The sequence below is a fragment of the Streptomyces sp. NPDC096040 genome, from assembly GCF_040303265.1.
GTDB lineage: Bacteria > Actinomycetota > Actinomycetes > Streptomycetales > Streptomycetaceae > Streptomyces.
The window spans coordinates 208,142-221,011 of the sequence record NZ_JBEOTA010000003.1; the positions used below are offsets into that span (position 1 = coordinate 208,142).

Annotated in this window: 12 protein-coding genes; 11 read left to right on the forward strand and 1 reads right to left on the reverse strand. The window is 70.2% G+C overall.

Annotated features, from left to right (window positions below; genetic code table 11):
- Positions 1 to 10: 10 nt before the first annotated feature.
- The 5 genes from ABTY98_RS04600 to ftsH all read left to right on the forward strand — a co-directional run bounded on the left by ABTY98_RS04600 (position 11) and on the right by ftsH (position 7,806).
- On the forward strand, positions 11 to 1,348 hold the full coding sequence (locus tag ABTY98_RS04600) for an ammonium transporter (protein WP_352219387.1): 1,338 nt from the start codon (positions 11 to 13) through the stop codon (positions 1,346 to 1,348).
- A complete protein-coding gene (locus ABTY98_RS04605; protein ID WP_352219388.1) occupies positions 1,345 to 1,683 on the forward strand; it encodes a P-II family nitrogen regulator in 339 nt (112 codons plus the stop codon). Before ABTY98_RS04600 ends, ABTY98_RS04605 begins: the two co-directional genes overlap by 4 nt.
- A 35-nt stretch (positions 1,684 to 1,718) precedes the next feature.
- Positions 1,719 to 4,175, forward strand: coding sequence for a [protein-PII] uridylyltransferase (locus tag ABTY98_RS04610; RefSeq protein ID WP_352219389.1), 2,457 nt, complete (start codon positions 1,719 to 1,721; stop codon positions 4,173 to 4,175).
- A gap of 93 nt (positions 4,176 to 4,268) precedes the next feature.
- The gene (gene ffh, locus ABTY98_RS04615; RefSeq protein ID WP_352219390.1) at positions 4,269 to 5,816 is read left to right on the forward strand and encodes a signal recognition particle protein; all 1,548 of its coding nucleotides are present in this window, start codon (positions 4,269 to 4,271) and stop codon (positions 5,814 to 5,816) included.
- Between the two features lie 49 nt (positions 5,817 to 5,865).
- On the forward strand, positions 5,866 to 7,806 hold the full coding sequence (gene ftsH / locus ABTY98_RS04620) for an ATP-dependent zinc metalloprotease FtsH (protein WP_352219391.1): 1,941 nt from the start codon (positions 5,866 to 5,868) through the stop codon (positions 7,804 to 7,806).
- A gap of 24 nt (positions 7,807 to 7,830) precedes the next feature.
- Here the strand turns inward: ftsH and ABTY98_RS04625 are convergent, their stop codons facing one another.
- Complete coding sequence (locus ABTY98_RS04625; RefSeq protein WP_352219392.1) at positions 7,831 to 8,691, reverse strand: class I SAM-dependent methyltransferase; 861 nt, start codon at positions 8,689 to 8,691, stop codon at positions 7,831 to 7,833.
- Between the two features lie 587 nt (positions 8,692 to 9,278).
- Between ABTY98_RS04625 and ABTY98_RS04630 the strand changes: the two genes are divergently transcribed.
- From ABTY98_RS04630 to rplS, 6 genes are all read left to right on the forward strand, one after another.
- Positions 9,279 to 9,881: a hypothetical protein gene (locus ABTY98_RS04630; RefSeq protein WP_352219393.1), complete on the forward strand. Its 603-nt coding sequence runs from the start codon at positions 9,279 to 9,281 to the stop codon at positions 9,879 to 9,881.
- Between the two features lie 303 nt (positions 9,882 to 10,184).
- Positions 10,185 to 10,604: a 30S ribosomal protein S16 gene (rpsP, locus tag ABTY98_RS04635; RefSeq protein ID WP_352219394.1), complete on the forward strand. Its 420-nt coding sequence runs from the start codon at positions 10,185 to 10,187 to the stop codon at positions 10,602 to 10,604.
- Positions 10,605 to 10,609: 5 nt separating this feature from the next.
- Positions 10,610 to 10,849 carry an RNA-binding protein gene (locus ABTY98_RS04640; protein ID WP_003973401.1) on the forward strand — a complete coding sequence of 80 codons (240 nt, stop codon included), beginning with the start codon at positions 10,610 to 10,612 and terminating at the stop codon, positions 10,847 to 10,849.
- A 107-nt stretch (positions 10,850 to 10,956) separates the two neighbouring features.
- Positions 10,957 to 11,499: a ribosome maturation factor RimM gene (gene rimM / locus ABTY98_RS04645; protein ID WP_352219395.1), complete on the forward strand. Its 543-nt coding sequence runs from the start codon at positions 10,957 to 10,959 to the stop codon at positions 11,497 to 11,499.
- Positions 11,500 to 11,502: 3 nt separating this feature from the next.
- Positions 11,503 to 12,336, forward strand: coding sequence for a tRNA (guanosine(37)-N1)-methyltransferase TrmD (trmD, locus tag ABTY98_RS04650; protein ID WP_352219396.1), 834 nt, complete (start codon positions 11,503 to 11,505; stop codon positions 12,334 to 12,336).
- Positions 12,337 to 12,476: 140 nt separating this feature from the next.
- Positions 12,477 to 12,827, forward strand: coding sequence for a 50S ribosomal protein L19 (gene rplS / locus ABTY98_RS04655; RefSeq protein ID WP_352219397.1), 351 nt, complete (start codon positions 12,477 to 12,479; stop codon positions 12,825 to 12,827).
- The last annotated feature ends 43 nt before the right edge of the window (positions 12,828 to 12,870 follow it).

The following is a 12,870-nucleotide window of genomic DNA, read 5'->3' on the forward strand; positions in this document are numbered from 1 at the left end:
GGAGACGCCGATGGCACCAGCCATCATGCTTGCCGCGGAGGCACCCAAGCTGTCTGCCGCGAACACAGGCTTCATGCTCATCTGTTCCGCCCTGGTGCTGCTCATGACGCCGGGACTCGCCTTCTTCTACGGAGGCATGGTCCGCGTCAAGAGCACCCTGAACATGCTGATGATGAGCTTCATCAGCATCGGGATCGTCACCATCCTGTGGGTTCTCTACGGCTTCTCCCTTGCCTTCGGCTCCAGCAACGGCTTCATCGGCTTCAACTCCGACTGGCTGGGTCTCAGCAACATCGGGCTGACGGAACTCTGGGACGGCTACACGATCCCGATCTTCGTCTTCATGGTCTTCCAGATGATGTTCGCGGTCATCACACCGGCCCTGATAAGCGGCGCCCTCGCGGACCGTGTGAAGTTCTCGGCCTGGGCGCTCTTCGTCGCCCTGTGGCTCACGATCGTCTACGTCCCGGTCGCCCACTGGGTGTGGGGCGCCGACGGCTGGGCCTACAAGCTCGGTGTGATCGACTTCGCCGGTGGTACCGCGGTCCACATCAACGCCGGTGCCGGCGCCCTCGGTGTGATCCTGGTCATCGGTAAGCGCGTCGGCTTCAAGAAGGACCCGATGCGCCCGCACAGCCTCCCGCTGGTGATGCTCGGCGCCGGTCTGCTGTGGTTCGGCTGGTTCGGCTTCAACGCCGGCTCCTGGCTCGGCAACGACGACGGCGTCGGCGCGCTGATGTTCGTCAACACGCAGGTCGCCACCGCCGCCGCCATGCTGGCCTGGCTCGCCTACGAGAAGATCCGCCACGGCGCGTTCACCACGTTGGGCGCCGCCTCCGGCGCGGTCGCCGGCCTGGTCGCGATCACCCCGTCCGGCGGCGCGATCAGCCCCATGGGCGCGATCGCCGTCGGCGCGATCGCCGGTGTCGCCTGCGCCGCGGCCGTCGGACTGAAGTTCAGGTTCGGCTACGACGACTCCCTCGACGTCGTCGGCGTCCACATGGTCGGCGGCATCATCGGCTCCCTGCTCATCGGCTTCTTCGCCACCGGCAAGGGCCAGTCCGCCGCGACCGGCGTCTTCTACGGCGACCACTCCTTCACCCAGCTGTGGAAGCAGTTCGCCGGTGTCGGCGCGGTCCTCGCCTACTCCCTGGTCGCCTCCGCGGTCCTCGCCTTCCTCCTCGACAAGACCATCGGTATGCGGGTCTCCGAGGACGAAGAGGTCTCCGGCATCGACCAGGCCGAGCACGCCGAGACTGCATACGACTTCAGCGGGGCGGGCGGCGGTGTCCTCGGCACCGTCTCCGCCGCGGCCCTGGCCGGCACGAGCAAGAAGGTGGACGCATGAAGCTCATCACCGCCGTCGTGAAGCCCCACCGGCTCGACGAGATCAAGGAGGCCCTGCAGGCCTTCGGCGTGCAGGGTCTCACGGTCACCGAGGCCAGCGGCTACGGTCGGCAGCGCGGCCACACCGAGGTCTACCGTGGTGCCGAGTACACGGTCGACCTGGTGCCCAAGATCCGCATCGAGGTACTTGCCGAGGACGAGGACGCCGAGGGTCTGATCGACGTCATCGTCAAGGCCGCCCGCACCGGCAAGATCGGTGACGGCAAGGTCTGGTCGCTCCCGGTCGAGACCGCCGTACGGGTCCGCACGGGTGAGCGCGGACCGGACGCACTGTAGAACAGAACCATCTGAATACAGGCAGGAGTCGCTGGGTGACGGGTACGGATGTTCGGAACGACGCAGAGGACTCGGGACCCAGCGGTTACGCGGCGGCCCGGCTGCGCCTCCTCACCGAGGGGGCGCGGTCCGGGCCGTCGCGCCGTACCGCCCTCTCTGAACTGACGGACGACTGGCTGACCGGCCTGTTCGCCGCGGCCACCGAGGGCATCCCAGGTGGCGTCTGCCTGGTCGCCGTCGGCGGCTACGGCCGCGGCGAGCTCTCCCCGCGCAGCGACCTGGACCTTCTGCTGCTGCACGACGGCGGCGACTCCGGCGCGGTGGCCGCCGTCGCCGACCGGCTCTGGTACCCCGTCTGGGACCTGGGCCTGGCCCTCGACCACTCCGTGCGCACGCCCGCCGAGGCCCGCAAGACCGCCGGCGAGGACCTCAAGGTCCAGCTCGGCCTCCTCGACGCCCGCCATATCGCCGGCGACCTGGGCCTGACCGCCGGACTGCGCACCGCGATCCTCGCCGACTGGCGCAACCAGGCGCCCAAACGCCTCCCCGAACTCCAGGAGCTCTGCGCCGAGCGCGCCGAACGCCAGGGCGAGCTGCAGTACCTCCTGGAGCCGGACCTGAAGGAGGCCCGCGGCGGGCTGCGGGACGCCACCGCGCTGCGTGCCGTCGCCGCCTCCTGGCTGGCCGACGCCCCGCGCGAGGGCCTCGCCGAGGCCCGCCGGCGCCTGCTCGACGTCCGTGACGCCCTGCACCTCACGACAGGGCGCGCGACCGACCGCCTGGCGCTCCAGGAGCAGGACCAGGTGGCGGCCGAACTGGACCTCCTCGACGCCGACACCCTGCTGCGCCAGGTCTACGAGTCCGCGCGCGTCATCTCGTACGCCAGTGATGTCACCTGGCGTGAAGTGGGGCGCGTGCTGCGCTCGCGCGCCGTGCGGCCAAGGCTGCGCGCCATGCTGGGCGGCGGCAAGCCGGTCGCCGAGCGCTCCCCGCTCGCCGAAGGGGTGGTGGAGCAGGACGGCGAGGTGGTGCTCGCCCGCGCCGCGCGCCCCGAACGCGACCCCGTGCTCCCGTTGCGCGCCGCGGCCGCCGCCGCGCAGGCCGGCCTCCCGCTCTCCCTGCACGCTGTACGGCGTATGGCCGCCACCGTGCGCCCCCTGCCCACGCCCTGGCCCGCCGAGGCGCGTGAGCAGCTGGTCACGCTCCTCGGCTCCGGCAGCCCGACCGTCGACGTCTGGGAGGCGCTGGAGGCGGAGGGCCTGATCACCCGGTTGCTTCCCGACTGGGAGCGGGTGCGCTGCCGACCGCAGCGCAACGCCGTGCACATCTGGACCGTCGACCGGCACCTCATCGAGACCGCCGTCCGGGCCTCCGAGTTCACCCGCCGTGTCCACCGCCCCGACCTGCTCCTGGTCGCCGCGCTGCTGCACGACATCGGCAAGGGCTGGCCCGGCGACCACTCGGTGGCCGGCGAGATCATCGCCAAGGACGTGGCGGCCAGGATCGGCTTCGACCGCGCGGACGTGGCGGTCCTGTCGACGCTCGTCCGACACCACCTGCTGCTCATCGAGACCGCCACCCGGCGCGACCTCGACGACCCGGCCACGGTCCGCCTGGTCGCCGACGCGGTCGGCTCCCAGGGCACCCTGGAGCTGCTGCACGCCCTCACCGAGGCCGACGCACTGGCCACCGGCCCGGCCGCCTGGTCGTCCTGGCGCGGCTCGCTCGTCGCCGACCTGGTCAAGCGGGTCTCGGCGGTCCTCGCCGGGGACGCCACCGACGAGCCCGAGCCGGGCGCGCCCACGGCCGAGCAGGAGCGGCTGGCCATCGAGGCCTTCCGTACCGGCAGTCCGGTGCTGGCCCTGCGCGCCCAGACCGAACCGGCGGCCACGGACGAGGAGCCGGCCGGCGACCCCGAGCCGCTCGGCGTGGAGCTGCTCATCGCCGTACCGGACCAGCCGGGCGTCCTCCCGGCCGTCTCCGGCGTCCTCGCCATGCACCGCCTCACCGTCCGTACCGCCGAGCTGCGCTCCCTCCAGCTCCCCGACGACGTCGACGACGGGGCCGTCCTGCTGCTGGACTGGCGGGTCGCGGCCGAGTACGGCTCGCTGCCCCAGGCGGCCCGCCTGCGCGCGGACCTGGTCCGCGCCCTGGACGGCTCCCTGGACATCGCCGGACGCCTCGCCGAACGGGACGCGGCCTACCCGAGGCGCCGGGGCTGGGTGGCCCCGCCACCGCGCGTGACGGTGGCCTCGGCGGCCTCCCGGCACGCCACGGTGATCGAGGTACGGGCCCAGGACGCACCCGGACTGCTGTTCCGGATCGGGCGGGCGCTGGAGGACGCCGAGGTACGGGTTCGCAGCGCACATGTCAGCACCCTGGGGTCGAACGCCGTCGACGCCTTCTATGTGACCGGCACCGACCACTCACCGCTGCCTGCCGAGGAGGCCACCTCCGTGGCGCGCAAACTGGAGGAGACACTGAGGGCCTGACCACAGGGTTGTGCAAGGCGGGGACTACTTCCTTGCGCGGCCGGATACCCTGGAAGACGCTCACCGCCCCCGACTCCGAGGACCGACGCCGCCGTGTTCGACACTCTCTCCGATCGCCTTTCAGCGACCTTCAAGAATCTGCGCGGCAAAGGGCGTCTGAGCGAAGCGGACATCGACGCCACGGCCCGGGACATCCGCATCGCGCTGCTCGAAGCCGACGTGGCCCTCCCGGTCGTCCGCACGTTCATCAAGAACGTCAAGGAGCGGGCGCTCGGGTCCGAGGTCTCCAAGGCCCTGAACCCGGCCCAGCAGGTCCTGAAGATCGTCAACGACGAGCTGGTCACCATCCTCGGCGGCGAGACGCGGCGGCTGCGCTTCGCCAAGCAGCCGCCCACCGTGATCATGCTCGCCGGTCTCCAGGGTGCCGGTAAGACCACCCTCGCGGGCAAGCTCGGCCACTGGCTCAAGGGGCAGGGCCACTCCCCGCTCCTGGTCGCCGCCGACCTCCAGCGTCCCAACGCCGTCAACCAGCTCAGCGTCGTCGCCGAGCGCGCCGGGGTCGCCGTCTACGCGCCCGAGCCGGGCAACGGCGTCGGCGACCCGGTCAAGGTCGCCAAGGACTCCATCGAGTTCGCCAAGCAGAAGGTCCACGACATCGTGATCGTGGACACCGCCGGCCGCCTCGGCATCGACCAGGAACTGATGCAGCAGGCCGCCGACATCCGGGACGCGGTCAGCCCCGACGAGATCCTCTTCGTCGTCGACGCCATGATCGGCCAGGACGCCGTCACCACCGCCGAGGCCTTCCGCGACGGCGTCGGCTTCGACGGTGTCGTCCTCTCCAAGCTCGACGGTGACGCCCGCGGTGGTGCCGCGCTCTCCATCCGCCAGGTCACCGGCAAGCCGGTCATGTTCGCCTCGAACGGCGAGAAGCTCGACGACTTCGACGCCTTCCACCCGGACCGGATGGCCTCCCGCATCCTCGACATGGGTGACCTGCTCACCCTGATCGAGCAGGCGGAGAAGACGTTCAGCCAGGAAGAGGCCGAGAAGATGGCCTCCAAGCTGGCGTCCAAGAAGGGCCAGGACTTCACCCTGGACGACTTCCTGGCCCAGATGGAACAGGTCAGGAAGATGGGCAGCATCAGCAAGCTGCTCGGCATGCTGCCCGGCATGGGGCAGATCAAGGACCAGATCAACAACCTGGACGAGCGGGACGTCGACCGCACCGCCGCGATCATCAAGTCGATGACCCCGGGCGAGCGCCAGGACCCCACGATCATCAACGGCTCCCGCCGCGCCCGAATCGCCAAGGGTTCCGGTGTCGAGGTCAGCGCGGTCAAGGGGCTCGTCGAGCGGTTCTTCGAGGCCCGCAAGATGATGTCCCGCATGGCCCAGGGCGGTATGCCGGGCATGCCGGGGATCCCGGGCATGGGCGGCGGCCCCGGCCGGGCCAAGAAGCAGCAGAAGAAGGCCAAGGGCAAGCAGCGCTCCGGGAACCCGATGAAGCGCAAGCAGCAGGAGCTGGAGGAGGCCCAGCGCCGCGAGGCCGCCGGGCAGGGCGGAGGCGCCTTCGGGCTGCCGCAGCAGGGCGCTCAGGACTTCGAGCTGCCGGACGAGTTCAAGAAGTTCATGGGCTGAGTTCACCTGTGCGCGTGCCAGGGGTTGGTCTGTGTCGTACCGTCCCGCTATGACCAACCCCGCGCCGCCGCGCAAGTCGCCCGACCAGCCCTGGCGTACGGAGGGCGCCCCCGAGGAGCCGCCGAAGCCGCCGCCGGGCGCGCCGAGGATGCGCGGGGGCTGGTGGCGGTTGGTCCTGACCGCTCTGGTGGTGTACCTGCTCGCCAACCTGGTGCTGTCCTACTTCGACCAGGCCAACGAGCCGACGATCTCGTACACCGAGTTCAGTAAACAGGTGAACGACGGCAACGTCGCCAAGATCTACGCCAAGGGCGACTCGATCCAGGGGCAGCTCAAGAAGGAGCAGAAGAACCCCGAGGGCGGCTCGAAGTACACCAAGTTCGACACCGAGCGCCCGTCCTTCGCGCACGACGACCTCTGGGCGAACCTGACCAAGCACAACGTCACGGTGACCGCCGAACCGGTCGTCCAGCACCGCAGCTTTCTCTCCAACCTGCTGATCTCGCTCGCGCCGATGCTGCTGCTGATCGCGGTCTGGGTCTTCATCGCCCGCCGGATGAGCGCGGGGCTCGGCGGCGCGGGCGGCATGCTGGGCCGCAAGGCGCCGCCCAAGCCGGTCGAACTGGAGCCCGGGCAGCAGCGGACCTCCTTCGACGACGTGGCCGGCATCGACGAGGTCGAGGGCGAACTCAACGACGTCGTCGACTTCCTGAAGAACCCCGACGCCTACCGCAGGATGGGCGCCAAGATGCCGCGCGGTGTGCTGCTGGCCGGCCCGCCCGGCACCGGCAAGACCCTGCTCGCCCGGGCCGTCGCCGGTGAGGCGGGGGTGCCGTTCTTCTCGGCCTCCGCCTCCGAGTTCATCGAGATGATCGTCGGTGTCGGTGCCTCACGCGTGCGTGAGCTGTTCGCCGAGGCCCGCAAGGTCGCGCCGTCGATCATCTTCATCGACGAGATCGACACCATCGGCCGGGCCCGCGGCGGCGGTGCCTCGATGGGTGGACACGACGAGCGCGAGCAGACCCTCAACCAGATCCTCACCGAGATGGACGGCTTCTCCGGCTCCGAGGGCGTCATCGTCATCGCGGCCACCAACCGCGCCGACATCCTCGACCCGGCACTCACCCGGCCCGGCCGCTTCGACCGGGTGGTCCAGGTCTCGCCCCCGGACCGCACCGGCCGCGAGGCGATCCTCCGGATCCACACCCGCGAGATCCCGCTCGCCCCGGACGTCGACCTCGCCCAGGTCGCCCGTACGACCCCGGGCATGACCGGTGCGGAACTGGCCAACCTCGCCAACGAGGCCGCCCTGCTCGCCGTCAAGCGCCAGCAGGACAGCGTGACCCAGTCCGACCTCTCGGAGGCCCTGGAGAAGGTCCAGCTCGGTGCCGAACGGCCGCTGGTGATGCCCGAGGAGGAGCGGCGCAGGACCGCCTACCACGAGAGCGGACACGCCCTGCTCAGCATGCTGCAGCCCGGTGCCGACCCGGTCCGCAAGATCACCATCGTGCCGCGCGGTCGCGCCCTCGGCGTCACCCTGTCCACGCCGGACGCGGACAAGTACGCGTACACCGAGGAGTACCTGCGCGGCCGGATCATCGGCGCGCTCGGCGGAATGGCCGCCGAGCACGTCGTCTACGACGTGATCACCACCGGTTCGGAGAGCGACCTGGAACAGGTCACCAACATCGCGCGCGGGATGGTCTCCCGCTGGGGCATGAGCGAGGAGGTCGGCCGGCTCTCCGCGCTCCCGAACGACGTCCAGCAGGCCTACGGACTCGCCGCCGCGCCCCAGACCCTCGACGTGATCGACACCGAGATGCGCCGGATCGTCGACGAGTGCTACGAGGAGGCGTGCCGCAAACTCCGCGACCACCGGGACCAGCTGGACGCGCTGGCCCAGGCTCTGCTGGAGCGCGAGACGCTGGAGGAGGCGGACGCCTACCGGATCGCCGGGATCACACGCCTCGCCAAGGACACCGAGTCCTGAAGCAGCGCCCTTGCGGCGCAACGCTCAGCGCACGCGGGCGATCAGGTAACGGAAGACGTTCGGCATCCACACCGTGCCGTCCGGGCGCTGGTGCGGGTGGAGCGCCTCGGTCAGCTCCTTGCCGACCTGCTCCTGGTCGGTCGCCGCGATCGCCGCGTCGAACAGCCCGGTCGACAACAGCCCGCGTGCGGCGCTGTCCGTGTCGGCGTACCCGAACGGGCAGGAGACCCGCCCGGACCCGTCGATCCGCAGCCCGGCCCGCTGGGCGGTCTCTTCCAGGTCGTCGCGGCAGGCCGGCCGCCAACTTCCCGCGCTGCGCAAAGGATCGGCCAATTTCGCGGCCACCCGCAGGACGGACGAGGTCGCGCAGCGCTCCGGCGGACCCCAGCCGGCCAGCACCACGGCCGCCCCGCGCGCCGCCAAGGGCGTCGCCTCGGCGAGCACTCCACCGAGCCGTTCGGCGTCGCCCGCCAGGCAGCCGATGGGGTCGAAGGCGGTGATCAGGTTGTACGCCGGTGCCTGCGCGTCCGCCGCGTCCGCCGGGCCGCCCTCGACGATCCGGGCGGTACGGCCACGCGCGCGTGCCCCGGGTGCCCGCTCGGGCAGCAGACGCTCACGGGCGAGGGCGAGGCGTTCGGGGGAGGAGTCGACACCGGTCACCGCGGCCCCTCTGGCCGCCGCCATCAGCAGGGCGAGACCGGAACCGCAGCGCGTGCCGAGCAGCCGGGTGGCCGGACCCACTTCGAGTCGCTCGTGGACGGTCTCGTAGAGCGGCACCAGCATCCGCTCCTGGATCTCTGACCAGTCACGCGCGCGTGCGCCCAGGTTCACGCGGGATGCGGAGTCCGCGTGAGACGGGTGATGCCGCACGAGCGTAGGTGTCATAGGTAAGCGCCCCAATCCGCCGAGAGTTACGCACTGACCGATTCCGTGGCCCCCGTGTCGTGCGCTCGCACTTCCCACGTATGCCAGGTAACTCCCGGCTCGCGGTGGCGTCCAGAGGTCGCGGGTCCCGGCTTGTGCGTGCGCTGCGACTGTGGCGAGATTTCACGTCCCCGCAACTTGGGGCTCTACCATCGGTCCCACGACATGGCGGTTCTGGCCATGGTCGGCCGACACGGTGACCGTAGGGTGTCTGGTCGCCGGAGACGGGCCGGTGCCGGATGACGACGGGATCCCAGTAACGTCGGGACCCTCGCGAGCGCTGACCGAGGTGACGTCCTCCGCCGGGAGAGCGACCGAAAGGTCTCTTGCGCATCCGCCGACCACAGCCGTCCCGGTCCCTACGCCCGGGGTACGCGTCGGGTCGTACGTCAGACTACGCACCGGCTTGGTACGAGCTGTGAGGCTTCTCCGCAGATCAGCGCACCCGTACTCGTCTCCACGCATCAGCGGCAACTGACGGGTACGTGCAAATTATTTGGGATGCCCCGGAATAGGAACACAGTGGCCCTCCCGCTCGTTCTCATTACGTGAGCACGACACAGACACCACCTGTTCTCGCCGCAGAGCTGGCAGAGGCGTGGGCCGACATTCAGCGGTACCACCCCGAGCTGCCCGACCTTGCCGCGCCAGAGTCCCTGATCGGAGAGTCGTCGTCCGCGTGCGGACACGAGCTCTCCTTCGAACGACTGCTCCATGAGGCAGTCCACGGCATCGCCGCCTCCCGTGGCGTGCGCGACACCTCCCGGGCCGGCCGATACCACAACCGCAGATTCCTCGCGATCGCCGAGGAGCTGGGCCTGGACCACCCCGACGAGCCGCACCCCAGCAGCGGCTTCTCGCTGGTCACGCTCAACCCCGAGGCCAAGCGCCGCTACCGCCCGACCATCGAGAGACTGCAGCGCGCTCTCAAGGCCCACACGGTGGCGACCTCCGCCGACACGTCCCGCACCTTCCGCGGCCCGGCCGCCCGCCACGGCTCGTCCGGTGGCGGCGTCCGCGTCAAGGCGGTGTGCGACTGCGGCCGCAACGTCCGGGTGGTGCCGTCGGTCCTGGCCCAGGCCCCCATCGTGTGCGGCGGCTGCGGCAAGCCGTTCCGCATCCCGGAGATCGTGGGCGCGGCGGCGAGCTGAGCACACGGCTGCTCGTGGCAGCCGTAGCCATTGACCGTCGCCACACCCCGGTCTCCCCGCGGGCAGCGCACCCGACGTACCTCACCTCCACGCCGGGTGCGCTTTCGGCATGCCCGGGCGCCCCTCACCTCGCCGTCGGCCAAAGCGACCCGCAGGGTGTGGCACAATGGCTAGCTGTACTCGACAGCCGCATAGGACCCCTCTCTCCTCCGGCTGACGCGTCCATCGGGCACTCGGGTACCGCAACCCCACGCGGCCAACTCGCCGTGCCCAAACACGTCAAATCCAGGAGAACCCACTCCCGTGGCAGTCAAGATCAAGCTGAAGCGTCTGGGCAAGATCCGTTCGCCTCACTACCGCATCGTCGTCGCCGACTCCCGCACCCGCCGTGACGGGCGTGCGATCGAGGAGATCGGCAAGTACCACCCGACCTACAACCCGTCGGTCATGGAGGTGGACGCCGAGCGCGTGGCGTACTGGCTCGGCGTCGGTGCCCAGCCGACCGAGCCCGTGCTCGCCATCCTGAAGAAGACCGGCGACTGGCAGAAGTTCAAGGGCGAGCCCGCCCCGGCGCCGCTGCTCGTCGCCGAGCCGAAGGCCGCGCGTCCCTCGTTCGAGGCGCTCGGCGGTGACGACGAGGGCAAGGGTGAGGCGATCACCCAGAAGAAGAAGGCTGAGAAGAAGGACGAGGCCGCGGCTGAGTCCGAGTCGACCGAGGCCTGAGCAGCATGCTCGAAGAGGCGCTTGAGCACCTCGTGAAGGGCATCGTCGACAACCCGGACGATGTGCAGGTCGCCTCGCGCAACCTGCGTCGCGGGCGCGTGCTGGAGGTCCGGGTGCACCCCGACGACCTCGGCAAGGTGATCGGCCGCAACGGCCGTACCGCCCGCGCCCTGCGCACCGTCGTGGGCGCCATCGGCGGTCGAGGAGTCCGCGTCGACCTCGTCGACGTGGACCACGTCCGCTGACGCTTCGTCGCAGCTGGCCCCACGGGCCGGGGAGGGCCCACCGGGCCGTCCCCGGCCCGTAGTCGTATGGCTGGTCGTATGAGTCGCAGGACAGGAGAGCAAGCACAGTGCAGCTGGTAGTCGCACGGATCGGCCGCGCCCACGGCATCAAGGGCGAGGTAACCGTCGAGGTACGTACCGACGAGCCGGAACTCAGGCTCGCACCCGGCGCCGTACTCGCCACCGACCCCGAGGACGTGGGACCGCTCACCATCGAGACCGGCCGCGTGCACAGCGGCCGTCTGCTCCTGCGCTTCGAGGGCGTCAAGGACCGCACCGGCGCCGAGGCCCTGCGCAACACCCTCCTGATCGCCGAGATCGATCCGGAGGAGCTGCCCGAGGACCCGGACGAGTACTACGACCACCAGCTCATGGACCTGGACGTGGTCACCGCGGACGGCACCGAGGTCGGCCGGATCACCGAGATCTCGCACCTGCCCTCCCAGGACCTGTTCATCGTCGAGCGCCCCGACGGCAGCGAGGTGATGATCCCGTTCGTCGAGGAGATCGTCACCGAGATCGACCTGGCCGAGCAGAAGGCGGTCATCACGCCCCCGCCCGGCCTGATCGACGACCGGGCCGAGATCGCGTCCTCGCGGGAAGAGTCGTAAGGGATGCGCCTCGACGTTGTCACGATCTTCCCCGAGTACCTCGAACCGCTGAACGTCTCGCTCGTCGGCAAGGCACGCGCGCGTGGGCAGCTCGATGTGCGGGTGCACGACCTGCGGACCTGGACATACGACCGGCACAACACGGTGGACGACACCCCGTACGGCGGCGGACCCGGCATGGTCATGAAGACCGAGCCCTGGGGCGACGCCCTCGACACGGTCATCGCCGACGGCTACGAGACCGGTTCGCACACGCCCGCGCTCATCGTGCCCACCCCGAGCGGCCGCCCCTTCACCCAGGAACTCGCGGTCGAGCTCTCCGAGCGGCCCTGGCTGATCTTCACACCGGCCCGCTACGAGGGCATCGACCGGCGTGTCATCGACGAGTACGCCACCCGGATGCCGGTCTACGAGGTGTCCATCGGCGACTATGTGCTCGCCGGCGGCGAGGCGGCCGTACTCGTCGTCACGGAGGCCGTGGCCCGGCTGCTGCCCGGCGTCCTCGGCAACGCCGAGTCGCACCGGGACGACTCCTTCGCGCCCGGCGCGATGGCCAACCTCCTGGAAGGCCCCGTCTACACCAAGCCGCCGCAGTGGCGGGGACGCGAGATCCCGGACGTGCTGCTCAGCGGCCACCACGGGAAGATCGCCCGCTGGCGCCGCGACGAGGCCCTGAAACGTACGACCGCGCACCGGCCCGACCTGATCGAGCGCTGCGACCCCAAGGCGTTCGACAAGAAGGACCGCGAGATGCTCTCCATCCTGGGCTGGGAACCGGACCCGGAGGGGGAGCCCCGGGGCCGATTTTGGCGCCGGGCCCACGGCGTGGAAGAATAGGCGGCTGTTGTGCTGTGAACCGTCCGGAGTGCGCCCCTGCCACAGGGGGAGACGACGCCCGCCCCGACGCCACGGCCCACTTCCGAAGAACACCTAGTTCCGTTGATGACCTGTGGCATCAGCGAAGAAAGCAGACGAAAATGTCTCACCTGCTCGACACCGTCGACTCCGCGTCGCTGCGTAGCGACGTCCCGGCCTTCCGCCCGGGTGACACCGTCAACGTCCACGTCCGCGTCATCGAGGGCAACCGCTCCCGTGTGCAGCAGTTCAAGGGCGTTGTGATCCGCCGTCAGGGCAGCGGTGTCCGCGAGACCTTCACGGTCCGCAAGGTCTCCTTCTCCGTCGGCGTCGAGCGTACCTTCCCGGTGCACACCCCGATCGTCGAGAAGATCGAGCTCGTCACCCGCGGTGACGTGCGTCGCGCCAAGCTGTACTACCTGCGCGACCTGCGCGGCAAGGCCGCGAAGATCAAGGAGAAGCGCGAGAAGTGATCTCGCGCGGAGGGGTTCTTACGGGGGCCGGATAACATCTGGC